Here is a 26,813-nt window from a genome sequence, read left to right on the forward strand (position 1 = left end):
CTCACCTGTGCGAGGCGGTCAGGTAGTCGCCGAGCTGCCTGCTCAGCGCGGGAGCGAGCGACTTCACGAACGGGAAGCTGAGATGGTTGGTGTCGAGATAGACCGCCACGTGCCCCATCTCCGTCAGGCAGAGCCCGTTCGGGCAGATCCAGGGCGTGAAGTCGATCGGGGTGATCCGGTCGCCGAGGGCAAGGGCCGGGTTGTCCGCGGCGAGCGCGTTCTCGACCGGGAAGTCGCACGGCTCGTGCGAGATCGCGCACTCGTAGTAGTTCGAGACCGCGGATCGGGGGTTGTCCCGCACACCGAAGACCTTGATCCCCGCGGAGGTGAAGGCGTCGACCGTCTCCTCGGCGCCGTCGATGAGACGCTCGTCGGCGGAGTCGGGTGATGCCGCCGTCACGATCGTGAACACCGCGTCCGGCTTGAGGGAGAGCACCTTCTTGACCGCCTCGCGCTGCCAGGCATCGCAGTAGTCGGCCAGCTCCGTTCCCTCCTCGTGCGATTCCAGCGAGCACCAGGGCCTCATGAGCATCACGACGCCCCAGCCGCGCTCGTCCGCCACAGGACGCAGGGCACCGGAGAACTGGTTCGCATGGGAGTCGCCGATCACGACGACCAGGTGCTCCGCATTCGCGGCGTTCTCGGTCTGGGAGCAGCTCTCCTGCACGGTGGCCACCTTCGAAGCGAACCTTCCGGTGCAGGATCCGTCCAAGCGCGACCAGCGTTCCCGGTCGCCGGCCCCGGGCGCCGGGACGAGCGGGATCTGCCCGTCTTCCTTGGCGGTGTCGCCTCCCATGGCTCCCGTGTAGGTCTTCGCGTACTGCCGCTGCAGCTCTGCGTTGCGCACGTTGGTCCCGATCTGCCACGGGAGCAGCACGGCCGCGACCAGGGCGATGCAGAGGCCGATCACGCCGAGATTGCGCAGGACGGTTCCCCGCTCCCCCGCCGGCAGCCGCAGCGGGCGCTCCACGAAGAGCGTCACCAGGCGCGCGAGCACGAGCGAGACCACGATCACCAGGAGGCCCCCCGGAATCGACGTACGGGTCTCGTCGCGCCAGGTGAGCCACAGGATGAGCACCGGCCAGTGCACCAGGTAGAGCGCGTAGGCGTCACGGCCGAGTGCGAGGACCGGGCGGGTCGCCAGCAGACGGTCCGGGCCGAAGCTGCGGAGCTCGGGATGCTCGCCGCGCGGCCTGGTCCCCGCCACGATGACGAGCGCTGCCGAGACGATCGGCCAGAGCGCGAGATAGCCCGGGAAACCCCCCTGCACGTCGATGACCATTCCGCAGACGACGATCCCGATCAGACCGAGCCAGCCCAGCACGGCGCGGAGCACCCGTGGCACGCGCAGATGCGGCAGCGCGATCGCCAGCAGCGAGCCGGCCGCGAACTCCCAGAGCCGGGCCGACGTGTCGAAGTACGCGAACGTCTGGACCGTCTCCGTCTCGTAGACGGAGAAGGCCAGGGAACCCGCGAACACGACTCCGAAGAGCACGCTCATGACGGTCGCCGGCGACCAGCGGGTCCAGCGGACGAGGAGAGCGCCGAGCAGGAAGAGGAGGGCCCACAGCACGAAGACCTGACCCTGCACCGAGAGCGACCAGAAGTGCTGCAGCGGGGACGCGAGGGCCGCGTCGTGCGCGTAGTAGTCGACTCCGTCGAAGGCGAGCACCCAGTTCTGCACGTAGCCGAGGGAGGCCCACCCCTCCTTCCAGAGCTGAGGCCACATCGTCTCGGGCATCATGACCCAGCAGACGCCGAGCGTCGCGGCGAGGACGACCGCCGCGGCAGGCATCAGACGGCGGAACCGGCTGATCAGGAAGCGGCCGGCTTCGATGGGCCGGTCGGCCTGCATCCTGCGGAGGAAGGATCCCGTGAGGAAGAACGCCGAGATCATCAGGAAGATGTCGACACCGCCGGACACCCGCCCGATCCACACGTGATAGATCACGACCAAGAGGATCGCCACGGCGCGGAGGCCGTCGATGTCGCGGCGGTAGGCGCCGCGGGTCTCCGACGTCTTCAGCGAACGCCGTGTCGTCGTGTCGATGGTCATGGGAGGAAGTCCTTCAACTGCTCGTCGAGCGCAGGCCCGAGAGTCGCCAGGAACTGCGCGCTGAGATGATTCATGTCGAGATAGACGGCGATGTGCCCGATCACCGTGTAACAGGTCCCGTCCGGACAGATCCAGGGCGTGAAGTCCACGAGCCTCATCCGATCCGCATACGGCAGGGCGGGGTTCTCCGCGGCGAGGACGTCCGCCACCGGGCGATCGCAGGGCAGGCGGTCCACCGCGCACGTGAAGAAGTTGGTCACGGCCGACCGCGGGTTGTCCCGGACGCCGACGACGGGGATGCCCGCCGCATCGAAGGTGTCGAGCACCACATCCAGTCCCGTCGCCACCTGCTCGTCGGGGCTGTCCGGGCTCGCGGCCGTCGCGAGCAGGAAGACCGCGTCGGGATGGATCTCCACCACGTGGTCGCGGGCGGCGCCCTGCCACTCGTCGCAGCGGGTATCGGTCCCCGGCTCGTTCTCGTCGAGCAGGCACCAGTCCCGGTAGACCAGGACCACGCCCCATCCCCGCTTCTTGGCGACGGCGTCGACCGCCGTTCCCAGCTGCTGGGCGTGCGAATTGCCCATGACCACGACCACGTGTTCCGCCGTCGCAGCATCGGAGGTCTGGCGACAGCTCTCCTGGACGACGTCGACGGAGGAGGCGAACCGGCCGGTGCAGGGCCCGTCCAGCCATGTCCACTTCTCCGGCTCCGGGGTGTTCACGCCGGGGATCACCGGCACGGGGTCGCTCTTCGGCGGTGTTCCCGCAGCACCCATCGCCCCGAGATAGACGTTCTTGTGCGCCCGCTGCTGCGCGACTGCCGTGCTCGTCGCGCCCCACTGCCAGGGGACGAGGACGGCCGCGACCAGAGCCACGCAGCCGGCGATCACGGCCGCGTTCCGCCAGGGCCCGCCGTTGCTGCCGGAGCGCAGGCGCAACGGGCGTTCCACGCAGATCGTGACCAGGCGCGCGAGCAGCAGCGAGGCCACGACGATGATCAGCCCCTCGAACAGCGACGGCCTGGGCTCCTTGCGCACGGCGAGCCACAGCGTGAGCAGCGGCCAGTGCACGAGGTACAGCGCATAGGCATCGCGTCCGAGAGCGCGCACCGGCCGCAGGGTCAGGAACGCCCCGGCGCCGAGATCGCGCTGCTCCCCCGAGTCGCCGGGGGGCCGGGTTCCGCCCACGATGACGAGGACGGCTCCGAGAATGGGCCACAGCGCGAGGTAGCCGGGGAACCCGCCGCGCACGTCGAGCACCATCCCGCACACGACGATCGCGACCAGGCCGGTCCACCCCAGGACCGCGCGCAGCACTCGCCCCAGCCTCAGCTGCGGTAGCGCGATCGCGAGGAGCGAGCCCGCCGCGAACTCCCACAGCCGGGCACGCGTGTCGAAGTAGGCGAAGCTCTGCTGCGCGCTCGTCTCCACCACGGAGAAGGCGAGGGAGGCGACGAACACCAGACCGAACAGGACGGCCATCACAGCCCCGGGCCGCCCGGTCCGCCGGGCGATGAGGGCACCGAGCAGGAACAGCAGGGACCAGAGCACGAACGCCTGCCCCTGGATCGAGAGCGACCAGTAGTGCTGCAGCGGAGAGAGCAGCGTGCTGCCGCGGGCGTAGTAGTCGACCCCTTCTGCGCCGAGCACCCAGTTCTGCACGTACCCGAGGCTCGCCCAGCCTTGACGCCACAGCTGCGGCCAGCTCGTCTGCGAGAGCAGCAGCCAGGAGGCCAGCAGGGTCGCGGCGAGCACCACGGACGAGGCGGGCATGAGACGGCGGAAGCGGCCGAGCAGGAAGCCGCCGACCGCGAGGGGCGCGCCGGCCCGCATCCGCCGCAGGAACGAGCCGGTGAGGAAGAACGCCGAGATCATCAGGAACACGTCGACGCCGCCGGACACGCGGCCGATCCACACGTGATAGACCACGACCAGGAGGATCGCGACCGCGCGCAGCCCTTCGATGTCCTGGCGGTACGAGGGCGCGCCCGATCCGGCCCGGGCCCTGCTCGCGCGCCGGGTCTCCCGGTGGACCGTCATGCCAGCTGGTTGTTCCACATCGACAGGGCGGATCCGATGGCCATGTGCATGTCGAGGTACTGGTAGGTGCCCAGACGTCCGCCGAAGTGCACGTCGCGCTCGCCCTTGCCGAGCTCGCGGTACGCGAGAAGCCCCTCGCGGTCCGTCGACGTGTTCACCGGGTAGTACGGCTCGTCACCGCGCTCGGCGAATCGGGAGAACTCCCGCATGATCACGGTCTTGTCCGTCGGATATCGATCGGCGCGCTCGGGGTGGAAGTGGCGGAACTCGTGGATGCGCGTGTACGGCACCTCCGCGTCCGGATAGTTCATCACGCTCGTGCCCTGGAAATCGCCGATGTCCAGGACCTCCTGCTCGAGGTCGATCGTGCGCCAGCCCAGCTCTCCCTCGGCGTAGTCGAAGTAGCGATCCACCGGCCCGGTGTACACGATCGGCAGCTGCCCGACCGTCGCCTTCTTGTTCAGCGGCTGCGACTCGTCGAAGAAGTCGACGTTCAGCGCGACCTCGATGTTCGGGTGGTCGGCCATCCGCTCGAGCCACGCGGTGTAGCCGTCCGTGGGCAGCCCCTCCCACGTGTCGTTGAAGTAGCGGTTGTCGTAGTTGTAGCGCACCGGCAGGCGGCTGATGATCGACGCCGGCAGCTCCCGCGCATCGGTCTGCCACTGCTTCGCCGTGTAGTCGCGGATAAACGCCTCGAACAACGGTCGCCCGATCAGCGCGATCCCGCGCTCCTCCAGGTTCTTCGCCTCGTGCGCGTCGAACTCCCCCGCCTGCCCGGCGATGAGTGCCCTCGCCTCGTCGGGCGTGTAGGCCGCACGGAAGAACTGGTTGATCGTGCCGAGGTTGATCGGCAGCGGATAGACCTCGCCCTTGTGCGTCGAGTAGACGCGGTGCACATAGTTCGTGAACGTCGTGAACCGGTTGACGTACTCCCAGACCGTGGGATTGGAGGTGTGGAACAGGTGCGCCCCGTATCGATGCACCTCGATGCCGGTGAGCGGCTCGTCCTCGCTGTAAGCGTTGCCGCCGATGTGGTGACGGCGATCGATGACGGTGACCTTGCGGCCCGCGGCGGCGGCGCGCTCCGCGATGGTGAGGCCGAAGAAGCCCGACCCGACGATGAGGAGATCCATCAGAGCTCTCCGTCCGGCGTGGGATCCTGGGGGCGTTCCGGCGAGCGCAGCGCGATCTGCCGCGCGAGCTGGGTGATCTGCGCGTCCTGCGCGCGCCGGTGCCGCACGGCCGTGAGCGCGTTGCCCACGAAGACGACGATGAAGGCGTAGAGCAGCAGATCGGTGCCTCGCCCCACGCCGACGCTCAGCGCGAGGTCGTTGATGATGCCGGGGAACAGCACGGCGAAGACCGCCGCCACCAGCAGGAGCAGCAGGGTGATGGTGCGGATCGCCTGGTTGCGCGCGGATCCGCCCGGCCGCAGCAGGATGAGGCCGAAGATGACGAAGGCCCCGATGAGGAGGACCTTGATGATGATCTGATCGAACATGCGGGGTCCTACTTGATGAAGAGTTCGCTGAGGATGTTCACGGAGTTCCAGAGCGACTGCCCCTTCGACCGTGAATAGTCGGTGTAGACGATGTGCACGGGCTGCTCGGCGTAGCGGAGCTTGTGCTCGCCGATCTGCGCGACGATCTCGCTGGCGTGCGCCATCCGGTTCTGGCGGATCCGCAGTTTGCCCGCCGCCACGCGGTTGAACGCCCGGAGCCCGTTGTGGGCATCCGTGAGACGGACTCCCGTGCTCATGCGCTCGAAGAGCACGGCGAGCCGGAGGACGAACTTCTTCAGGGCGCTCGCGTTGGTACGGCCGTCCAGGAAGCGCGAGCCGACGATGATGTCGTAGGGCTCGGTGCGCAGGCGTTGCACCATCGCGACCACGTCGTCGACCTGGTGCTGGCCGTCCGAGTCGAAGGTGACGAAGTACTCGGCCCCGGGCTGGGCGCGAGCGAACTCGATCCCGGTCTGCAGCGCGGCCCCCTGCCCGAGGTTGATCGGGTGGCGAAGCACCACCGCGCCTCCGGCCAGGGCCTCTTCGGCCGAGCCGTCACTGCTGCCGTCGTCGATGCAGACGATGTTCGGGAAGGTGCGCCGGGCTTCGCGGACGACGTCCTGCACGACCGTCGCCTCGTTGTACAGCGGGACGATCAGCCACGTGTCGGCGTAGGGGGAGTTCATATGTGTGCGCATCGGAATCCCATCGATCATACCGGCCGTGCTCTCGCCGGCTTCTCAGCCCGCACACACCTCCGCCGGTCGGCGCGGGCCGCCGCTCCCCCGCCGCCGGCCGCCTTCCGCGGTCACCCCGTCCACACCTCGAACTCGGCGAGACCGACGTTGGCCGTGGCCGAGCTCACCGTCGTCGTGGTCAGCTTGACCCACGTCGCGGTGCGAGCCGGGAACGACACGGTCGTGGCGGAACCCGAGTTGTTCAGCGAACCGACCGCCACGCTCGACCCGTCGGAGAACGTCAGCGTCGCGCCGGTGATCTGATCGGAGCTGTTCGGCCGATCGTAGAGGACCACCTTCGACATGCTCTGGGGGCCGGACCAGGTCAGCTGGATCCAGCTGCCGGCCTTGCCGCCGGACGTCGCCCACTCCTTGCTCGAATCCGTCGGATAGCCCTGGGCCACGCCGTCGATCGCCTTCGCCGCCGTCTGCCCGGTCGTGGTGTTCTGCGAGGAGGCCGTGGCGGAGGCCTGGCGAGCGATGTTCGTCGGGGTGGGCGGCGCCTGCGACACGGTGACCGTGGTGGAGGCGGTCGCGGACAGGGAGCCGTTCGACACCGTCAGGGAGAAGACGTAGCTGCCCGCGGCGGCCGGGGTGAACGTCGGCTTCGCGTTGTTGGCGCCGACGAGGCCGACCGTCGGGCCGGACGTCTGCGTCCACGCGTAGGTGAGCGTGCGGCCATTCGGGTCGCTGGATCCGGATCCGTTGAGAGTGACCTGCGCACCGGTGAAGCCCTGCTGATCGGCCCCGGCGCTGGCGATGGGGGGAAGCACCGCCGGCGGGGTGGAGCTGAGGTACCCCCAGGCCTCGAACTCGGCCAGGCCCACGCTGTAGGTGGTGCCGCTGACGCCGGTCACGGTGAGGCGCGCCCAGGTGACGACGCGCGCCGGGAACGTGACGGTCGTGGCGGTCCCGCTGTTGTTGAGCGCCCCGACCGCGACGCTCGAACCGTCGGAGAACGTCAGCGTCCCACCCGTGATCTGGTCGTCGGCGTTGGGCCGGTCATAGAGAATCGCCTTGGAGAGGGTCAGGGCCGAGCTCCAGTTCAGCTGGATCCAGCTGCCGGCCCTGCCGCCGGCGGTCGCCCACTCCTTGCTCGAGTCCGTCGGGTAGCCCTGCGCGACGCCGTCGATCGCCTTCCCCGCCGTCTGACCGCTCGCCGTGTTCTGGGACGAAGCCGTCGCCGCGGCGGATCGGGCGACGTTCGTGAGGACCGGGTCCGTCACGGTGACGGTCACGGTGTCCGTCGCGGAGAGGCCCCCGTCCGACACGGTGAGCGTGAAGGCGTAACTGCCCGCCGCGGTGGGCGTCAGCGTCGCCGACGACGTGCCCGCGCCGGTCAGCACCACCGGCGCGCCGGCGGTCTGCGCCCACGCGTACGTCAGGACGTCGCCATCGGGATCGCTCGATCCGGTGCCGTCGAGGGTGAGACGTGTTCCCGTGAGCCCCGTCTGCGCTCCCCCGGCCTTCGCCACGGGTGCCCGGTTCGCCGGGGTCACCGTGAGGGTCACGTCTGCGGTGCCGGTCAGCGCTCCGTCCGAGACCACGAGCCGGAACACATAGGTGCCCACGACCGTCGGCGTCACCGCGGCCTTCGCCTGCGCCGCAGCACCGAGCGACACCCCGGGGCCCGAGACCTGGCTCCAGGCGTAGCTGAGGGCGGTCCCATCGGGGTCGGAGGAGCCGGAGCCGTCCAGCGTCACGGCGGTTCCGGCGGTCACCGTACGCGACGGCCCCGCGTTGGCCGTCGGAGGACGGTTGGCCTGCACGACAGTGACCGTGACGTCGGCGCTCGCCGACAGGTAGGCGTTGCGCACCGTCACGCGGAACGTGTACGAACCCGGGCTCGTCGGCGTGAACGTCGGCTTCACGTCGGCAGGGTCGGACAGCGCCACGGACGCACCGGCCGTCTGCTCCCAGGAGTAGGTGAGTGCGAGGTTCTGCGGATCCGAGGAGGCCGACGCGTCCAGGTGGACGAGCGTTCCGGTCGTCACGCTCTGCGCGCTCCCGGCATCCGCCGCAGGCGGCAGCGTTCCCGGAGGCGACACCGCGACGGTCACCTGGGAGGTGGATGCGAGCCCGCCGGGATCGGTCGCCGTCAGCGTGAATGCGAACACCCCCGGCGAGGACGCCACGAAGGACGACTGTGCGGCGTCCGTCGCGGCGAGGGCCATCGCCGGCGTCCCGCCGACCTGCGCCCAGGCGTATGTCAGGGAGTCTCCGTCGGGATCCGTCGCCGAGCCGCTGAGCGACACCGTGGCGCCGACGACGACCGACTGGCTCGGCCCGGCGGACGCACTCGGCGCGCGATTGGCGGGCAGCACGGTGATCGTCACCGATGCGCTGCTGGTCGCCGCTCCATCCGAGACGGTGAGGGCGAAGACGTAGCTCCCCTCGGCGGACGGCGTGAAGGTCGGCGCGGCCGTGGCCGGACCGGTCAGCGTCGTGCCGGGTCCGCCGGTCTGCGCCCAGGAGAAGCTCAGAGCCGTCCCGTCCGGATCGGCCGATCCCGCGCCGTTCAGCGTGACGAGCGTGCCGGCCTTGACCGTCTGGGGCGGTCCCGCGTCCGCGACCGGCAGGCCGTTCGCCGGGAGGACCGTGATCGTGACCTGCGACGCGGCACTGCCGACCGTGCCGTCGCTGACGGTGAGCGCGAAGACGTAGCTGCCCGCCGTGGCCGGCGTGAACGTCGGCTTGGCCGCGGTGGCGCTGCTCAACGTCACCGCAGGCCCCGAGACCTGCGACCACGCGTACGTGAGCGGATTGCCGTCGGGATCGCTGGACGCCATGCCGTCGAGCTGCACGGGGTTCCCCGCCGTCGTCGTCTGTGCGGGCCCCGCGTTCGCGATCGGAGCACGGTTCTGCGCCAGGACGGTGATGGTCACGGTGCCCGTGGCGCTGAGCGAGCCGTCGCCCACGGTCAGGGTGAACACGTACACCCCCGCGGTCGCGGGCACGAACGTGGGGCGTGCGGTGGTCGCACCGCTGAGCGACGTCGCCGGCCCGGAGGACTGCACCCACGAGTAGCTCGCGGTACGGCCGCTCTGCACGGTCGATGCGCTGCCGTCCAGGGTGACGGTGCTGCCGGCGGTGACCGTCTGGGCCGGGCCCGCGTTCGCCACCGGCGGCACGCCGTTCACGCCCCACGCCTCCAGCTCGGCGAGCCCGACGCTGGAGGTGCTCGACGACACCGCGGTGACGGTGAGACGCACGGTGGTGGTGGTGATCGCAGGGATGTCGACGGCGACCGCGCTGCCGTCGTTGGCGAGCGAGGGCACGGGGACGCTCGCGCCGTTCGAGAAGGTCAGCGTGCCCCCGGTGATCTGGTCATCGAGATTCGGCCGGTCGTACAGGACGACCTGACTGAGCGTCACGGGGTTCGGCCAGGTGAGCTGGATCCAGCTGCCCGTCTTGCCGCCGGACGTCGCCCACTCCTTGCTCGAATCCGTCGGATAGCCCTGCGCGACGCCGTCCACGGCCTTCGTGAGACCCTGCCCCGATGCCGTCGCCTGACTCGACCCGGTCACGACCGTGCCCGCCACCCGGGCGAGGTTCTGCTGGGAGGCGTCGCGGATCGTGACCGTCACGCTGTCCGACGCCGACGCGCCGCTCTTGCGGCCCACGAGAGTGAACACGTAGCGGCCGGGCGCGGTGGGCGTGAAGCCCGCCACCGCAGCGGTGGGGGTGCTGATGGTGACGGCGGGCCCGGAGACCTGCGTCCACTGATAGGTGGTGGCGGAGGACGCGGACCCGTCCAGCGTCACCGCTGTGCCGGTCGTCCCGGTGCGGTCCGGACCGGCGTTGACCCGAAGGCCGCTCGTGTCCGCGTACTGCGTGGTGTCGTCGACGTACTGGCGCGCCCCCCAGTTCGACCATTCGGAGCCGGTCTTCCACTCGTCGTGGACGGCATAGGCGTTGAAGGCGGCGCGCTTGGCGGTGAGATCCGCACCGGAGACGTTGGCCGCTTTGTCCTGGGTCTGATATCCCGTGTAGCCGGTGATCCGACGCCCGGTGGTGAGCACCTGGTTGGCGTCGAAGGTCAGATAGGCGCTCGCGTGATGGTCGGAATGATCGCCGTCGTCCCAGCCCCCGCCGTAATTCAGCGCGCGGATCTGCGTCGCGCCCTGTTGCGCGGCGAGGGAGGCGATGACCGTGACCAGCTCGTCGCGCGTGTAGCTCGCCGACCCGTCGATCGCGGAGATGCGCCCGATCTGCCCCGTCAGCAGCTTCTCCAGGCTCGCGTATCCGGTCGCGGAGAAGCCGGATCCGATCACCGCGCCGTCCGGCAGGTAGAGCGACACGATCGACACATTCGGCTTCGTGGCCAGCGTGCGACGGACGATGCTCTCCCCCGGCACACCGGCGTCCGACGTCGTCCAGGAGTTCGGCACGCCGAGCATCGTCGCGTACGCGGCCTCGGGGCCGATGGCGCGCTCGCGCGCGTACGACAGCCCGTGCCCGGAGTCGCCCGCGGTCACGTAGATCGTCTGCAGGCATGCACCGGCGGCCGCGTCGTGCAGCACGTCGGGATTCTGGAACAGCAGATCGTCGTCTTGATGTGCGACCACCTGCGTCGCTCCCCCCACACAGGGCGCCGCCCATGCTGCGGAGGGCTCGACGAGCATCGTCGCGACAGCCCCAAGGAGTACACCCCAGATCCCCAGGGCGTGCGTGTACGCACGCCGAACAGCCATACTTCGCCCCAGATTCCCCAAGAGACTCCATCTGAGAGGGTTCCCATACCACTCTCAGAAGCGGGAGTCGCCGCCAGTATAGGCCGTTCCGGCGGTCGCGCGCGACCGCCGGAACGGTTCAACGGAAGTTGGCGTCGATCCAGGCGATCCGGTCCGACAGCCAGGCGCGCAGGGCGTTCGCATCCGTGCTGTACGAGCCCAGACCCCACAGCGCGTGATCCGCATCTGCCGACGCCTTCAACGCCGGCTGCTGGACGCCCAGCCACGCCGTCGCATCCTTCAGCTGCGGCGACACCTGCTGCCAGCGAGCCTTCGCCGCGGCCTTGAACTCAGGGTCCTGGAACAGCCGGTTCATCCACGTCACGGAGGCCTGCCGCGGAGCGTCGTTGGAGTCCCGCATCCACCATCCCGAGGTGGACGCCTGGCCCGCGCCGTAGTCGGCGTTCCCCTGGCCCGTGTCGAAGTCCCAGAGCGGGCCGTGGTACAGCTTGCCGACCGTCGTGGTCCCGTCCGGGTTCAGCACGTCGCGAGCCTTGTACATCCAGGCGCTCGACCGGTAGTTCGCACCATAGTTCTTGGTGACCTCGTTGACGATCCAGAAGTCGATCGCCGAGGACTCGTCGATGTACTTGCGCCAGCCGTTGTCCGGATCCAGCCACGTCGCGTCGTCGAAGAGCACCCTGTCGGCCTCGTCCATCCAGTCCGCGATGTACTGCTCCTGCGCCGGGGTGATCTCGCCCGCGGCCGCATCGGGCTCCTTCAGGTAGAGGCCGCCGCGGTCCGTGGTGATGTCGGGCGGTTCGACGCCCGCGTCCCCGGCCTGCCCGTGGTTCCACTCCATCAGGTAGCCGCCGGTCACTTCGGGCGCCGCGTCCTGTGCTCCCGGAGCGGAAGGATCGATCTTCAGCTCGTCGATGTCGACCCGGGTGGCGCCGATCGTGATCCGCTCGGCGAGCAGATACTGGCCCTTGTAGCTTCCGTTCAGGTAGAGGTCTACCGGATGCGTCCGCGGCGTCCAGGCGAGCCCGTCCAACTGCGACCCCATCTGCAGGGCGACCATGTTCCGCATGAGCGACACGTCTTCATAGTTCGCCAGCAGCGCCCACTTCTTGCCCGCGGGGATGCCGCAGAGCGCCGTCTTCTTGTCCGTCGAGAACTTGTACGGCCGCTTCGGCAGATTCCAGGTCGAGTTGCCGCGGCCGGCTGCCTTGACCTTGGTGTCCCGCGGCACCGCGGTGCAGGCCGGCCAGTTGCCGGAGCCGGGCACCAGCTGGATCGCGCCCTCGTGGTCGGTGTCCCGGTCGCTGATGGCGGCGCTCTCGTTGGTGTCGAGGTACAGCGCCGGCAACCCGAGATTCTTGTTGGGACGCACCGCCGCGTAGGGGACCGTGTTCGTCGGGCTGTCGATCCCGCCCGACGAGACCACTGCCCGGTACTGATGGGTCACCTCATAGGGATCCGCCACCGTGACCGTGCCCGCCCCGGAGGAGTTCAGGACCACCGTCCCGAGGGGCTTCCAGGTCGACGTCGGGTTCTCCGTCGTCATGGTGGTGGCGATGGTCTGCACCTGCAGCGTCGCCGTCTTGCCGGCGAACGCGGAGCCGTAGCCGATCGCGAACGAGCCTGCCGCACCGGCATCGGTCGCGGTGACCGTCGCCGGCGGACTCACCGTCACGACGACCGTCCCCGACGCGCTCTGGCCCCCGGGATCGCGCACCGTGAGCCGGAACGTCAGCGGGGTCACCGCGGTCACGGCGGGGGCGTCGAACGTCGAGATCGCGGTCGTCGCACCGCTCAACGTCACGGGAGTCCCGGCCGTCTGCGCCCACTCGTAGGTGAGAGCCCCGCCCTCGGGATCCCGCGACGCCGAGCCGTTCAGCGTCACGCCCGTCTGCGCGGAGGCCACGGTCTGTGCGGTGCCGGCGTTCACGACCGGAGGGAGGTCGACGGGGCCCGCCGCGTTGCCCCACGCCTCGAACTCCGCCAGGCCCACGTTGTGCGTGGTCGCGGAGACCTTGTCGACGGTCAGCCGCACCCAGGTCACCGTGCGCGCCGGGAACGTCACCGGAACCCCCGCGGCCGATCCCGCGCTGCCGCTGGTGTTGGTCAGGGCGCCCACGGCGACGGACGAGCCGTCGGAGAAGGTGAGCGTCCCCCCGGTGATCTGATCGTCGCTGTTCGGCCGGTCGTAGAGCACGACCTTGCCGAGCGAGACGGGTGCGGGCCAGGCGAGCTGGATCCAGCTGCCTGCCTTGCCGCCCTTCGTGGCCCACTCCTTCGTCGAGTCGGCCGGGTACCCCTGCGCGACGCCGTCCACGGCCTTCGCCGCCTGCTGGTTCGTCGCGACGTTGTCCGATGACGCCGTCACCGCCGACTGCCCGGCCAGGTTCAGCGGCACGACGGGCGCGTCGGTGACGGTGATCCTGACCTGGTCGGCCGGGGAGACCGCGCCCTTGTCATCCGTCACGACCAGTCCGAAGACATACGCGCCGACCGCGGTCGGCGTGAACGTCGGCTTGGCCGCGGAGGTGCTGGACAGTGACGCCACGGGTCCGGACACCTGGGCCCAGGCGTACGCCGCGATCGTGCCGTCGGGGTCGGCGGATGCCGCGCCGGTCAGAGTCACAGAGCTGTTGACGCTCACCGTCTGGTCCGGGCCGGCATCCGCCTTGGGCGGCTGGTTCGGCGGCGGCGGGGTCACCGTCACCGTGACGGTGGCCTTGCTCGAGGAAGCTCCCGCGTTGTCCGTCACGACCAGGCCGAACACATAGGTGCCGGCCACCGCGGGCGTGAACGACGGGCTCGCCGTGTTCGCGAGCGACACCGAGGAACCGCTCGGCTGCGATTCGACCGTCCAGGTGTACGACGCGACCGAGCCGTCCGGATCCTTCGACTTCGAGCCGTCGAGCTTCGTCGACTTTCCGACGACGCTCGAGAAGGAGGCTCCGGCGTCCGCCGTGGGCTTCTGGTTCTCCGCCGGCGCTTCGGTGCCGAACACCTCGATCTCGGCGAGGCCGGCGTTGTAGGTCGTCGAGGCGACAGAGGTGACCGTGAACGTCACCTTGGTGATCCTCTTCGGCGTGCTGAAGGATGCCGCGGTGACCGCAGTGCCGTTGTTCGTGAGGGAGCCCACGGCGGCGGTGGAGCCGTCGTCGAAGGTGAACGTCCCGCCGGTGATCCGGTCGTCGAGGTTGGGGCGATCGTACAGCCGGATCTGGTCGACGAAGACCGCAGCGGGCCAGGTCAGCGTGATCGCCGTCCCGGACTTGCCGCCCACGCTCGCCCACTCCTTCGTGGCGTCGACCGGGTACCCCTGAGCGACCCCGTCCACGGCCTTGGCCGCCGTCTGGCTCGTCGCCGTGTTCTGCGAGGTCGCGGTGACCGTCGCCTTCGATGCGAGGTTCACGCTCGCGGCGGCGGCCGGCAGCGCCTGCACCCCGGTCAGCAGCAGAGCCGCGACGACACCCGCCCCGGCGATCCTCGATCCGCGTGCTCGGCTCCCGATCACGTCTGTCCCCTTTCTCAGCCGCGGGTCCCCGCCCGCGGCGCTTCCGCGGCGGCGGTCAGATCCTCCTGACCGCCGCCGCGATCGTCATCGCAACTGGGAGTCCATCCAGCTCGTCCGTCCTGCGATCCACGTCTTCAGGTAGGCGACCTCGTTCGAGAAGCCGCCCTTGATGACCTGCACGTCCTCCAGCCGCTGGTTCGGGTCCCAGATCGAGAAGTTCGCCGCGGCCGACTTGCCGATCAGGGCCGCCTGCTGGTCGACCGAGGCCGGGAGGCCGTCGAACACGGGCTTCAGCTGCTGCCAGCGGGCCTTCACCGCCGCACGGAACGAGGAGTCCTCGTTCAGCCGGTCGAACCAGGTCTTGCCCGACTGCACCGTCTGCTTCGCATAGGTGTCCGTCTGGTCGCGCAGATACCAGCCGGAGGTGGAGCCCTGTCCCCCTTCGTAGGCGGCATCGCCCAGGCTGGTGTCGTAGTCCCAGGCAGGCCCGAGGAAGAGCTTGCCGGGGCCGGCGTCCGAGTCCCGTGTCTTGTACATGTAGACCGACGTGTACATGTTCGAGTCGAGGTTCTTCGTGTACTCCTGGATCAGGTAGTAATCGACCGCGGAGGCCTCGTCGATGTACTTCCGCCAGCCGTTGACCGGATCGGCGAAGCCTGACGAGAACAGGGCGGAGTTCGCGCTGTTCAGGTAGCCGGAGATGTAGCTCTTCTGAACCGTCGTCACCCCGGTCCCGTCAGTCTCGTTCTGCGGCGAGGCCAGCGAGACCAGCGCCTGATCCGGGCCCACCGTGACCACGGCATCGCCCGCGGCGGGATCCGCCCGGTAGTCCCACTCCAGCAGGTAGCCGCCGGAGAGGTTCGGCTGCACGTCGTTCGCGCCGGTCTGGTTGTCCTTCAGCTCGTCGATGTCGACGCGGCTGCTGTCCACCTCGACGCGCTCGATCAGGTTGTAGGCGCCGACGTACGATCCGTTGACGTACAGGTCGACGGGGACGAGGTGCGGGGTCCACGCCAGACCGCTCAGCTGCTGCCCCAGGTTCAGGCTGATCGTCGTGCGCAGCAGCGAGCGATCGTAGTGGTTCGCCAGCAGCGCCCACTTCTTGCTCTTCGCCATGCCGCACAGCGACGCCTTCGAACCGAGGTTGACCTTGTACGGCTTCTTGTCGAGCGTCCAGGTGTAGTTGCCGCGGCCGGACGTCTTGACGATCGACTCGCCGGTGCCGGTGGTGCAGCTGCTCGTCCCTGCCACGATCGTCATCGTGCCCTCGCGGTCGACGTCCTTCGAGTCGATCGCCGCGCCCTCGTTCGTGTTGAGGTAGACCGTCGCGAGCCCGGTGTTCTTGTTCTGCTTCGGCGCGGCGTAGGTGATCACGTTCGTGGGGTTGTCCGTCCCCGAGACGGTGACCACGGCCCGATAGGAGTGCGTGGCGCCGTAGGGCTTGGCCACCGTGACCTTGCCCGCACCGGAGCCGTCGAGTTTGACCATTCCGACCGCTTTCCAGACGCTGGCCGGATTCTCCGTGGTGAGCGTCGTGGCGATGGTCTGCACCTGCAGGGTCGCAGTCCTCCCCGCGAACGAGGGGTCGTAGGTGATCGTGAAGGATCCCGACGTCCCGGAGTCGGCTGCCACGATCGTCGCGGGAGCCGTCACCGTGATCGTGACGGCGGCCGATGCGGTCGCACCCCCGGAGTCTGTCACCGTGAGCTGGAACGCCAGCGCCGTCGTCTGCGCGACCTGCGGCGCGGTGAAGGTCGGGGCCGCCGCCGTCGCATCCGAGAGCGCGACGGCGGGTCCCGCCGTCTGCGCCCAGGCGAAGCCGGCGATCGTGCCCTCCAGGTCGGAGGACCCTCGCCCGTCGAGGGTCACCGGGGAGCCGGCCGCGACCGTCTGCGACGCGCCCGCGTTCGCGGTCGGCGGCCAGTTCCCCGACCCCGCCGGAGAGCCCCACACCTCGATCTCGGCGAGGCCGACGTTGACGGTGCTCGCCGAGACGGCGGTCGCGGTGAAGCGCACCGACGTGACCGCGCGAGCGGGGAAGGACACGGTGACGCCGGCGCCGGAGTTCGTCAGCGCGCCCACCGGTACCGACGATCCGTCGGAGAAGGTGAGGGTGCCGGCGGTCGCCTGATCGCTGGTGTTCGGCCGATCGTAGAGCACGACCTTCGTCAGCACGACCGGCGTGCCGTAGCCGATCTCGAGCCAGGATCCGCCGCGGCCGCCCGCGGTCACCCACTCCTTGGTGTAGTCGGCCGGATAGCCCTGCGCCACCCCGTCGACGGCCTTCGCCGCAGTCTGGCCTGTGGCGGTGTTCTGCGACGAGGCGGTCGCGCTCCCCTTCGCCGCGATGTTCGCGACGACGATCGGGGCATCGACCGCGGTCACCGTGACCGTGACCGGCGCCGAGGCCGTGCCCTTGTCATCGGTGACGACGAGGGAGAACACATAGCCGCCCGTCTCGGTCGGAGTGAAGGTCGGCTTGGCCGTTCCCGCGCCGGTGAGCGCCACGGCAGGACCGGACGTCTGCGTCCACGACCAGGAGACGACGGTTCCGTCGGGATCGGTCGACCTCGAGCCGTCGAGCGTGACGGTCGTCTTGATCGGAGCGGAGAAGGCCGCCCCGGGATCGGCGACCGGCGGCTGGTTCGGCGCGGGCGGGGTCACGGTGATCGTCACCGTCGCCGGCGACGAGGAAGCCCCCCGATCGTCCGTGACGACGAGCCGGAACACGTAGGTTCCCGCCGCACTCGGCGTGAACGACGGCGTCGCGATGTTCGGGTTGCTCAGAGTGACCGAGGCGCCCGAGGTCTGCGTCCAGGTGTACGCCTTCACCTGGCCGTCCGAGTCCGCCGACTTCGTCCCGTCGAGGGTGACCGAGGTGCCGACCGGCACGGAACGGTTCGACCCGGCGTTGGCGGTCGGCGGCTGGTTCGGCCCCGGCTGCGTCGAGCCGAAGGCCTCGAACTCCGCGAGCCCCACGTTGAAGGTGGTCGAGGCCACGGACGTCACGGTCAGCTTCGCCCAGGTGACCGTGCGCGCCGTGAAGGTGATCGTCACGCCGGCGCCGGAGTTGGTCAGCGATCCGACCGGCACCGAGGATCCGTCCGAGAAGGTCAGGGTCGCCCCGGTGATCCGGTCATCGGCGTTCGGCCGGTCGTAGAGCACCACCTTGTTGAGCGACACCGCCTGCGCCCACGTCAGCTGGATCCAGGATCCGGACTTCCCGCCGACCGTCGACCACTCCTTGGAGGAGTCCGCGGGATACCCCGACGGCACGCCGTCGATCGCCTTCGCCGCCGTCTGGCCCGTCCCCGTGTTCTGCGAGGAGGCGGTGACCGCTGCGGAGGGGGCGAGGTTCGAGTCGGCCGCCTGCGCAGCACCGGCGCCGAGCACCGAAATGAGGAGTGCGAGCGCCGTGACGCACGCGAGAATCCAGATCCGCGGGGCCGTTCCCGGCCTTTCGGCGACTCGCGCCCCAGCGCTTCTAGTCGACATACCTGATGATCTCCCCTGCGAAATCCATGCGTGCCCCCAGAATCACACACGCGATGACAAATCGTTGCACGCGATCGAGGTAGGATTTCGCCTCAAGTGCCGAGAAGCGCACCGAGTGGGCCACTCCGTCATGCAATCGTTACTTTTCGCCAGCGGAAACCCGGGGGCGATCCCGCCCTGGGAGGTTCAGTGTCGACGTCCGCCATCCCCGCACGCCGCGACCGGGAGCGCCGGCGCACACCCCGGAGACTGAGGCTGCTGTGGCTCCTCGTGCCGGCGGTCGCCGTCCTCGTCGCGGCCGGGTTCCTGGTGGCCCCGCGCTTCTTCTATGCAGCGCCGAGTCCCTATCAGTCGAGCGTCGCCGCAGGCGGCAGCTTCACCTGCGCGATCACCGCCGAGCAGGAGGTGAAGTGCTGGGGCGCGAACGACTCCGGGCAGCTCGGCGACGGGACGTTCACCGACAGCCCTGCGCCGGTCGCCGCCATCGGCGCATCCCGCGCCGTCGCACTGTCCGCAGGCTCGGGATCGCACGTGTGCGCACTCCTCGAGGACGGCTCGATGATGTGCTGGGGCGCGAACGACGACGGGCAGCTCGGCGACGGCACGACCACCTCCAGCCCGACACCCCGAACGGTCAAGGGCCTGCCGTCCCCGGTGACGGCGATCGCCGTCGGTCGTCAGCACACCTGCGCCCTCGCGTCCGGGCAGGTGTACTGCTGGGGGTACAACGCCAGCGCCGAGCTCGGCATCGGGGGCACCGATCCGACGCCGGTGCCGACCCGGGTATCCGGACTCGGGACCGCCGTCGCCGTGTCGGCGGGGACGAGCCTGACCTGTGCGCTCACCGACCGGGGACGGGCACGCTGCTGGGGTGACAGCGGCGACGGCCAGGCCGGTGCGCCACGCGGCGTGCAGGAGGGGCCGCAGCCGATCGCGCCCGCTGAACGGTTCGGCCAGATCGCGGCGGGGGACACGAATTCCTGCGCCGTCGCCACGAACGGGCGTGTCTGGTGCTGGGGTGCGAACGACGGCGGCCAGCTCGGCGTCGGCGACACGCGCCGCCGCTCCGGGCCCGTCGCGGTGCGGGGCATCGAGGACGCCGTCTCCGTGTCGTCGGGGTACCGGCGGTCCTGCGCCGTCTCCTCGGCCGGGGCGGTTCGGTGCTGGGGCGGCGAGACCGATGGCGCGCCGTTCCCGTCGTCGACGGCCCCGACCGCCGTGGCGGGGCTGACCTCGGGTTACGGCTCGGTCAGCGTCGGCGGGATGCACACCTGCGCCATCGCCCGGGACCGTTCCCGGGTCGAATGCTGGGGGGCGAACTCCGCCGGACAGCTCGGCACGGGTACCGCGGAGGACAGCGGCACACCCGTGCGCGTCGTCGGATTCTGAACGGGCCGAGCCCGATCAGGAGGCGGAGACGAGCTCCAGATAGAACATCTGCAGATCCGCCGCCGCTCCCGTGGCGTATCCCACCGTGACGCCCTGGGTCCACACCATCGTGCTCTGGCCGTCATCGTCGTAGTACCAGTACTGGCCGTCGGGCGGAACCCCCACGGTTCCCGACTTCTGCAGCGTTCCGGCGGCCTGCGCCTGGAGCGTCTCGGCGTACTGCGCCGCGTCCTCGGGCGTCTCCCACGCCGATCGCCGGAGCTCGATGTCGCCCTGCGGCCCGGTGTAGGTGGTGCTGCCGGAATCCACCGCGCCCGCGTCGTCGGCATCCGGGTCGGGAGCGACGTCCCCCGCCTCGTAACCGCCCCGTACGGTGTCGGGCACGAGCGTGATCGGCGGCTCGTCCGGTGCGGTGGGCGGCGGTGTGAAGACCGGGGTCGGCCTCGGGCTGTAGGTGGGCGCGACCGTCTGGCCGTCGATCACGATCTCCGGCGGCACGCCGGAGGGCGAGGGACCTGCCCCGGCCTGTCCGGCCGCCCAGCTCCAGCCCAGCGCGGCGAGGATGACGACGACCGTCTGCGCCACGCCGACGACGATCGCCACGATCGCATGGCGACGTCGATCGGCAGTCGCCGCACGTCGCAGCCCGAGGGCTCCGAGCACGATGCCCGCGGGCCCCACAAGAATTCCTGCACCGATGCCGATCGCTCCCAAATCCACTCCTGCGTCGCGCTGCGAGGCCATCTCCGACGATTCCATGACGGCACCACCTTCCTCGGCATGCTGCTGTGGTCGATGCTACGCCTGAGACCGCGTCCCAGCTGATAGCGTCAGGCAGGCCCGGACACCGAAGGATGGTGCGCATGGTCGCAGAGGAGCCCCCGCCCCCGCTCCGCCTCCGCGAGCGGCCGCGGCTCCTTCTCGCCGCGTCGGCGCTCGTCGTCGTGGCGGCCGCCGTGATCCTCGCCGTGATCGTCCTTCCGCGTTACGTCTACCTGCCGCCCGCGCCGTACCGCTCGACGATCGCCGCCGGCGCGGACTTCAGCTGTGCGGTGACGGACGCCGGTGCGGTGCGGTGCTGGGGCGCGAACGACGACGGGCAGCTCGGGGACGGCACCTTTGCGCCGCACCCGCGACCCGTCGCGGTCCAGGGGGTCAGCGGTGCCGTCGCCGTCACCGCGGGCGACGGCACGCACGCGTGCGCGCTGACCGCCGCGGGCGCCGTCTGGTGCTGGGGCGCGAACGCCTCGGGTCAGCTCGGGGATGCGACGACGACCACGCACCCCATCCCGCAGCCGGTGCAGGGCCTTCCCGGACGGGCCTCCGCGGTCTCCGCCGGCCGCGCGCACACCTGTGCGCTCGTCGGCGCCGACCTCTACTGCTGGGGATCGAACACCGCGGGCGAACTGGGGGCGCGCGCGTCGACGGATCCCGTCCTGCAGCCCCGACGCGTGCAGGGCCTGCCCGGCGGCGTGGTGGCGGCATCCGCGGGCACAGGATTCACCTGCGCGGTGACCGATCGCGGACGCGCGTTCTGCTGGGGCGAGAACGGCGACGGCCAGCTGGGCGGCCCGGGCGTCGCCTCGTCGGCCGTTCCCGTGCAGGTGCCTGTGCCCGATGCGCGTTTCGACGCCATCACGGCCGGCGACACCCATGCCTGCGCCCTGACCCGCGGCGACGTCTTCTGCTGGGGCGCGAACGCCGGCGGGGAACGCGGCGACGGCACGCGCATCCCCTCCCCCGCACCGAATCGCGTCGCGGGGCTGACCGGCGCTGAGAGCGTCTCCGCGGGTCATGCCCGCACATGCGCGACGACCTCCGAACAGAGCGTTCTCTGCTGGGGCGACGCCGGCGCCGACGACATCGACGCCCCGCGACCCGTTCCCGTTCCGCAGATTCCCGCTCCGGTCTCCGGCGTCGCCGTCGGCAGGTTCCATGTGTGCACGCTCTCCTCCCGGGATCGGGTGTCCTGCTGGGGCGTCAACACCACCGGACAGCTCGGCGACGGCAGCACGACGGATCGACGCGAGCCCGTCTCGGTGTCGATCGACTGACGTCGGCCCTCCGCGGCCGCCCCGGGCCCGGCATCGGGCTCCGATAGAGTCGAGAAGCCCGATGCCGACCTGGATGAAAGGCGCCAGCAGAGTGCCCGAAGTACCCGAGCGACACCTCCTCGTCGTCACGACGAACTACGCCGAGACCGAGGGCGGGGTCGAGATGCATCTGCGCTCGCTCCTTCCTCTCCTGGTCGCGCGCGGTGTGGCCGTCACGGTCGTCTATCTCGGCAGCGATCGCGAGGCATGGACGGAGCCGTCCGGCGTGCGCGTCGTCCCGGTGCCGCGCACGTACGACTTCCGCTCGATCATGGCCCTCCCCTCGGCCCGCGACTGGCGCGCCTTCGTCCGCTCGGCGGCAGGCGCACAGACGCCGATCACGCATGTCGCCACCCACACCCGCTTCTTCCCGCTCAGCTGGCTGGGGATCCGGCTCGCGCGGCGGCAGGGGGTGCCCAGCATCCACACCGAGCACGGCGGCGGTTTCGTGGTCACCTCGTCCCCGCTGGTCCGCGTGGCGAGCCGCCTCGTCGACCGGACCATGGGACGAAGGGTGCTCCGCCGAGCGGACCGCGTCCTCGGCGTCTCGGATGCGGCGGCGGAGTTCGTCCGGGAGCTGTCCGGCGTGGACGCCGGCGTCTTCGGCAACGGCATCGCGCTGCGGCAGTGGCTCCCGGACGAGGGCCAGCCACCGGCGGTCGGAGACGAACGGCGCCTCGTCTTCGTCGGGCGCGTCGTCGAGGAGAAGGGCTGGCGCACCTTCGTCGATGTCGTCGCGGCCTGCCGCGCGGACGGCTGGCGCGGCGAGGCGTGGCTCATCGGCCCGGGCGAGCGGGACGCCGCCCAGGCGTACGCCGCCGAGCGCGGCGTGGAGGATCTGCACACGCCGGGACGATGGGACTCCGACGCGGTGCGGGAGAAGCTGCGCGGCGCGGTCTACGTGAACCCCTCCGTCGCCGCCGAGGGCTTCCAGCTCACCCAGCTCGAGGCACTGGCGGCCGGCGCCGCCCTCGTGACCTACGAGGTCGGGATCGCTTCGGCGCTCGCCGCCATCCCCGACGCGCGCGTCGCGGTCGTCCCCTCGGGCGACGCCGGGGCACTCATCGCAGCCGCGCGGCAGGAGCTCGGACGGCCGGCGCCCCAGCCCCGATACGAGCAGTTCGCCGCATGGGACTGGGACCGCCTGGCCGATCGCTACGTGCAGGAGCTCGACCGGCTCTGAGCCGCGCAGCGCGCGCCGGGCGTGGGCATCGCCTCGTCAGTGGCGCAGGACGAACACGAGCGCCACGATGCCGCGCACTCCGATCGCGGCGGCGAGCGCCCAGAAGCCTCCGGCGAGCCCCCAGATCGGGATCAGGACCGCGCAGAGGATCGCCGAGACGACGACCGCCGCCGCGCTCAGCGCCAGCACGTGCGTGTAGCGGTTCTGAATGCTCACGGTGATCGCGGTGAAGTGCGCGAACGGCAGGAGCACGATCGCACACCCGAGCGGGACCGCCTCGGCGATGCCGAACCCGAACGCGGGGCCGAAGAGGAGGGGCAGCAGCATCGCGCCCAGCCAGAGGCCGAACACCGTCGCGGGGAGGAAGAGCGCCGTCCACAGCAGCACCGGACGCGCCAGCCAGCGTCGGGGCTCGCCCGTCTCATACGAGCGCCGCCCGGTGGGGATCCATGCCTGTGCGAGGCTCATGCCCGCGATGTCGGCCACGGCGTACATGTACAGCATGACCGCGAACCGTCCGGCGACGGCCTGGCCGATCACACCCGCGAGGACGTACTGCGGCAGGACCGACATGAGCGACATGATCGCGATCGCGACCCCCATCGGCACACCGGCGCGGACCACCCTGGCGCGGGTGTCCGCGTCGGCGCGCCACGACCAGGTGCCCGCCTCCCGCTCCGCGCGGCGCACCGGCAGATAGAGGAACGGAAGCGCGGCGCAGAGCGTCCCCGCGGCGAGAGCGACGAGGCTCACCACCACCGACCCCGTCGCCAGCAGCCCCGCCGCCGCGAACGCGAGCGATCCCGCCCCCACCGCCAGGCTGGCCCAGAAGATCCGCCGCTCCCGGCCCGCCGCCTGCAGCGGGCCGGAGAGCAGGTCGACGTAGGCGTCCATGATCTTGCCGAGCGCCGCGGCGGCGAGCAGCGGCAGCAGCGCGGCCTGGAAGACCCCGCCGATGATGCCGGTCACGATCGCGGCGAACAGCAGCGCGGCCGCCTGGACGCCGAGCAGCACGGCGATCCGGACCGGCGGCCTGATCGTGAGGTAGACGGTGCGCAGGCTCAGCTGCGCGAAGACGAACATCGGCGTCACGATCGCGAGCGAGAGCGTGTAGGCGCCGACCGTGTCGGGCGTCGTGAACTGGGCGAGGAGCACCAGCATGCCCAGTGGACCGACGTAGCGCAGGACGTTGGCCGCCAGGAGGTAGCCGGTCGCGTGCGCGACGCGGGTTCCGGTCGGCGCGGGGATCTCAGCGGTCACGAGGCGGCGTCCGCGTCCTCGAAGCGGGCGCGCCATGCCGCAGCCGACGCGAGCCGGGGCGCCGCTGCACGATACTCGCGCGAGAGGGAGGGCCAGGCGAGCCAGAGCCGCACACGGAGTCCGATCGCCCGGCGCACGGCGCGGCCCGCGATCCCGCGGTCCCGTCGGGCGACGAAGACGCCGGTGCCCGTGGCGCTGTCGACCGTGGCGGCGTCGAGCCGCCCGAGCATCCACCATCGTCCTTCCGCCCGGGTGAGGGCGACGGGGGCATCGGGTCGAGGACGGCGCAGCTGGTGCAGGAGCACGGCGGCGAGACGGCTGACCGTCGCGGCCCGGCCGACCGGGCGTGCGGGGAGCCCTGTTCCCGGACGCCCCCGGGCTCCCGGCTCGGTCACGACGGTCTGACCGAACCGCTCGAGGATCTCCTGGGAGCGCCGCGGGCCGGCGCGCAGGGTGTGCTCGAGGTGCGCCGGCCCCTGCAGCACGTCGAGCAGCGCTCGACTGCGGACCGCGGTCGAGCCGTACTGCAGGCAGAGCACGTGATTGAGGTCCTGCGCGAGCGACGACAGCAGCATCCCGCTGCCGCGGCGTCGGGCACCGTGCACGAGCCCGGTCACCAGACGCCCGCGGAGCTGGAAGTACGCCTGCCAGTCCAGTCCGTCGTCCTTCGCGGTCCACGGCATGTGCCAGAGCGCGGCGCCGGGAAGCGTGACGGTCCGAACGCCTGCGTCGGCGCTGCGCAGCCCGTACTCCGCGTCGTCCCACTTCAGGAACAGCGGCAGCGAGGCCCCCGCACGACGGATCAGCCCGGTCGGGATGGCGCACATCCACCAGCCGTTGAAATCGACCTCGTGCACCCGGTGCAGGGCGGGCGTCGTCGCGAGCGGATGGGTCGCGAGGTCGACGGGCGCGAGGGCCGGGTCCACGGGCGTCCACCAGAACGCCCCGCGGTCGACGCGCTCGCCCATCGTGTGCAGCAGGGTGGGCTCGGTGAGGCTCAGCATCTGCCCGCCGACCACGATCTCGGCGGGAGACTGCTCCGCCAGCGAGAGCATGCGCAGGATGCTGTCGGTCTCCAGGCGCACGTCGTCGTCGAGCAGGATCGCATGCGTGGCGCGCTCCCGCGCCTCGAGCATGCCCCGGCTGAATCCGCCGGATCCCCCGAGATTGGCCTGCTCGATGAGGACGAGGAGCCCGTCCAGGGCGGCTGCGGCCTCCGCATAGCCCGCGGCGTCGCGGAGGCGACGGGATCCCTGATCGACGACGATGATCGCCGAGAGCCGGGCACGGACCTCGGCGTCGTCCGCGAGCCGGCGCAGCACCTGGATGCAGTCGTGCTCGCGATTGACCGTCGTGATGCAGACGGCGCCGGTGGCCGGGGTCTCGGGCGCCGGCGCGCTCCAGCGCGCGTCCCGCACGATGACGGCCTCGGTGGCGTCGACCTCCGCCCAGGCCCAGCCGAGGTCCTGCCCCTCCGGGATCTCGACGTGGAGGGCGACTTCGCCGGTCGCGCCGGCGATCGTCTGCACCACGGTCCTTTCGGCACGGGAGTTCGTGCGGATCAGGCGCACGTCGGCGATCCCCTCCACGACGAGGTCGAGACGGAACCGGCGCACGGGGGTGGCCGAGGCCCAGACGCCGATCGGAAGCGCGCCGAAGTAGGACGCGAGCGAGAGACCTCCCCCGGCCTGCACGCGCACCGACTCCCGCGAGAGCACCTCGACGCCGTGCGATGATCCCGCATCGAGGTACAGCGGGAGGACGTCGCCCTGCTCGCCCGTCGAGGGGAAGAGGACGCGCTGGACGGTCCTCCCGGCGGTCATCGCATCCGCCGTTCGCGACGCCAGCGACGAACCATGTCCGTCGCGCGCTCGCCCAGCGAACGGCGCTCGTCGAGCTGACGGGCGATCTCATCCTGGAGGAATCGGGTGAGATACAGCGGCAGACCTGCGCCGTGCTCGGCGACGTACGCACGAAGGGCCTCGTCGCGCACCATCATGTCGTAGTCGTCGTGGTCCTGGGCGAGCGCGAACATGCTGTTGCCGAGCTCCCCCTCGACGCCCGCGCGCTGGTGCCAGAAAGCCAGGGGCTCCTCGCCGAGGAAGCCGATCGGGTGCAGCGCCGCCACCCGGAGATTGAACTCCCAGTCCTCCGCCGCGTGCACGTCCTCGCGGTAGAAGCCGACCTCGTCGTGCACCGCGCGCCGGTAGAGGTACGCGATCGGCACGAAGCGGTTGACCCGGAGCAGCTCGGAATAGGTGATGCGGTGCAGTCCCGGCCAGAACGGCGCGCGGCCCACCTCGACGAAGGCCCCGTCGCGTTCGGCCTCGTAGACGATCTCCGTCCGGACCGCCACGCCGACATGACCCGGGTGGGCGTCGAGCCAGCGGACGGTCCGCGCCAGGAAGCCCGGTGCCCAGCGGTCGTCGTCGTCGTGCAGCACCGCGTACTCGGTGTCGAGCCGGCGGATCCCGGCGTTGGCCGCAGCGGAACGGCCCTGGGAGACATCGTGGTGGACGACGCCGACGCGCGCGCGCACGGCGTCCGGCAAAGCCGAGAGCACCCGGTCCACGGCGGCCGCGTCCCCGCCGTCGTCGACCACCTCGACCCGCCAGTCCTGATAGGTCTGGTCCGCGATGTCCGCGAGCGCCCGGGCGAGGAGCTGCGGGCGGTTCTTGGTGCGGACGACGATCCCCACGCGCGCCTCGGTCGGATCCATGCTCACCTCTCCTGCGGGAAGTCCCACGCCTGCGGGAAGCCCCAGCCGAGGGTATCAGCGCACTCCGAGCGAGAACCTCCCAGACGCGCGGCGGAGGGCCGGGTATCATCGTCGCGGAGGCGCACCCCTCACCGTGATC

The 26,813-nt window shown here is 70.7% G+C and carries 15 protein-coding genes; 3 read left to right on the forward strand and 12 right to left on the reverse strand.

Going from position 1 to position 26,813, the window contains the following annotated elements:
- Nucleotide 1: 1 nt before the first annotated feature.
- The 8 genes from J8G10_RS12225 to J8G10_RS12260 all read right to left on the reverse strand — a co-directional run bounded on the left by J8G10_RS12225 (nt 2) and on the right by J8G10_RS12260 (nt 17,928).
- Nucleotides 2–2,056: an acyltransferase family protein gene (locus J8G10_RS12225; protein WP_251445042.1), complete on the reverse strand. Its 2,055-nt coding sequence runs from the start codon at nt 2,054–2,056 to the stop codon at nt 2–4.
- Nucleotides 2,053–4,095: an acyltransferase family protein gene (locus tag J8G10_RS12230; RefSeq protein WP_251445045.1), complete on the reverse strand. Its 2,043-nt coding sequence runs from the start codon at nt 4,093–4,095 to the stop codon at nt 2,053–2,055. Before J8G10_RS12230 ends, J8G10_RS12225 begins: the two co-directional genes overlap by 4 nt.
- Nucleotides 4,092–5,228 (reverse strand): UDP-galactopyranose mutase, encoded by a 1,137-nt coding sequence (gene glf, locus J8G10_RS12235; RefSeq protein WP_251445048.1) that lies wholly within the window; start codon nt 5,226–5,228, stop codon nt 4,092–4,094. Before glf ends, J8G10_RS12230 begins: the two co-directional genes overlap by 4 nt.
- Nucleotides 5,228–5,596: a DUF2304 domain-containing protein gene (locus J8G10_RS12240; RefSeq protein WP_251445051.1), complete on the reverse strand. Its 369-nt coding sequence runs from the start codon at nt 5,594–5,596 to the stop codon at nt 5,228–5,230. Before J8G10_RS12240 ends, glf begins: the two co-directional genes overlap by 1 nt.
- A gap of 8 nt (nt 5,597–5,604) precedes the next feature.
- Nucleotides 5,605–6,282, reverse strand: a complete 678-nt coding sequence (locus J8G10_RS12245) for a glycosyltransferase family 2 protein (protein WP_251445054.1) — start codon at nt 6,280–6,282, stop codon at nt 5,605–5,607.
- A gap of 122 nt (nt 6,283–6,404) precedes the next feature.
- Nucleotides 6,405–10,901 (reverse strand): PKD domain-containing protein, encoded by a 4,497-nt coding sequence (locus tag J8G10_RS12250; RefSeq protein WP_251445057.1) that lies wholly within the window; start codon nt 10,899–10,901, stop codon nt 6,405–6,407.
- 244 nt (nt 10,902–11,145) lie between these two features.
- Nucleotides 11,146–14,535: a CotH kinase family protein gene (locus tag J8G10_RS12255; RefSeq protein ID WP_251445060.1), complete on the reverse strand. Its 3,390-nt coding sequence runs from the start codon at nt 14,533–14,535 to the stop codon at nt 11,146–11,148.
- 84 nt (nt 14,536–14,619) lie between these two features.
- Nucleotides 14,620–17,928 (reverse strand): CotH kinase family protein, encoded by a 3,309-nt coding sequence (locus J8G10_RS12260; protein ID WP_251445063.1) that lies wholly within the window; start codon nt 17,926–17,928, stop codon nt 14,620–14,622.
- 291 nt (nt 17,929–18,219) lie between these two features.
- On the opposite strand from J8G10_RS12260, the gene J8G10_RS12265 reads away from it, so the two are divergent.
- Nucleotides 18,220–19,419 (forward strand): RCC1 domain-containing protein, encoded by a 1,200-nt coding sequence (locus J8G10_RS12265; protein WP_251445066.1) that lies wholly within the window; start codon nt 18,220–18,222, stop codon nt 19,417–19,419.
- 15 nt (nt 19,420–19,434) lie between these two features.
- Here J8G10_RS12265 and J8G10_RS12270 read toward each other — a convergent pair whose 3' ends face one another.
- Complete coding sequence (locus J8G10_RS12270) at nt 19,435–20,178, reverse strand: hypothetical protein (protein WP_251445069.1); 744 nt, start codon at nt 20,176–20,178, stop codon at nt 19,435–19,437.
- Nucleotides 20,179–20,282: 104 nt separating this feature from the next.
- On the opposite strand from J8G10_RS12270, the gene J8G10_RS12275 reads away from it, so the two are divergent.
- Complete coding sequence (locus J8G10_RS12275; protein WP_251445072.1) at nt 20,283–21,473, forward strand: hypothetical protein; 1,191 nt, start codon at nt 20,283–20,285, stop codon at nt 21,471–21,473.
- A 91-nt stretch (nt 21,474–21,564) separates the two neighbouring features.
- Nucleotides 21,565–22,695: a glycosyltransferase family 4 protein gene (locus J8G10_RS12280; RefSeq protein WP_251445075.1), complete on the forward strand. Its 1,131-nt coding sequence runs from the start codon at nt 21,565–21,567 to the stop codon at nt 22,693–22,695.
- A gap of 36 nt (nt 22,696–22,731) precedes the next feature.
- On the opposite strand, the gene J8G10_RS12285 is transcribed toward J8G10_RS12280, so the two are convergent.
- Genes J8G10_RS12285 through J8G10_RS12295 form a run of 3 tightly spaced genes read right to left on the reverse strand, consistent with a single transcriptional unit; the run spans nt 22,732 to nt 26,674 of the window.
- Nucleotides 22,732–23,955 (reverse strand): lipopolysaccharide biosynthesis protein, encoded by a 1,224-nt coding sequence (locus J8G10_RS12285; protein ID WP_251445077.1) that lies wholly within the window; start codon nt 23,953–23,955, stop codon nt 22,732–22,734.
- Nucleotides 23,952–25,778: a glycosyltransferase gene (locus J8G10_RS12290; RefSeq protein WP_251445080.1), complete on the reverse strand. Its 1,827-nt coding sequence runs from the start codon at nt 25,776–25,778 to the stop codon at nt 23,952–23,954. Before J8G10_RS12290 ends, J8G10_RS12285 begins: the two co-directional genes overlap by 4 nt.
- Nucleotides 25,775–26,674 carry a glycosyltransferase family A protein gene (locus J8G10_RS12295; RefSeq protein WP_251445083.1) on the reverse strand — a complete coding sequence of 300 codons (900 nt, stop codon included), beginning with the start codon at nt 26,672–26,674 and terminating at the stop codon, nt 25,775–25,777. The genes J8G10_RS12290 and J8G10_RS12295 overlap by 4 nt, the downstream gene beginning before the upstream one ends.
- Nucleotides 26,675–26,813 lie beyond the last annotated feature (139 nt).

This window comes from Microbacterium sp. USTB-Y (genome assembly GCF_023703415.1).
Taxonomy (GTDB): Bacteria; Actinomycetota; Actinomycetes; order Actinomycetales; family Microbacteriaceae; genus Microbacterium.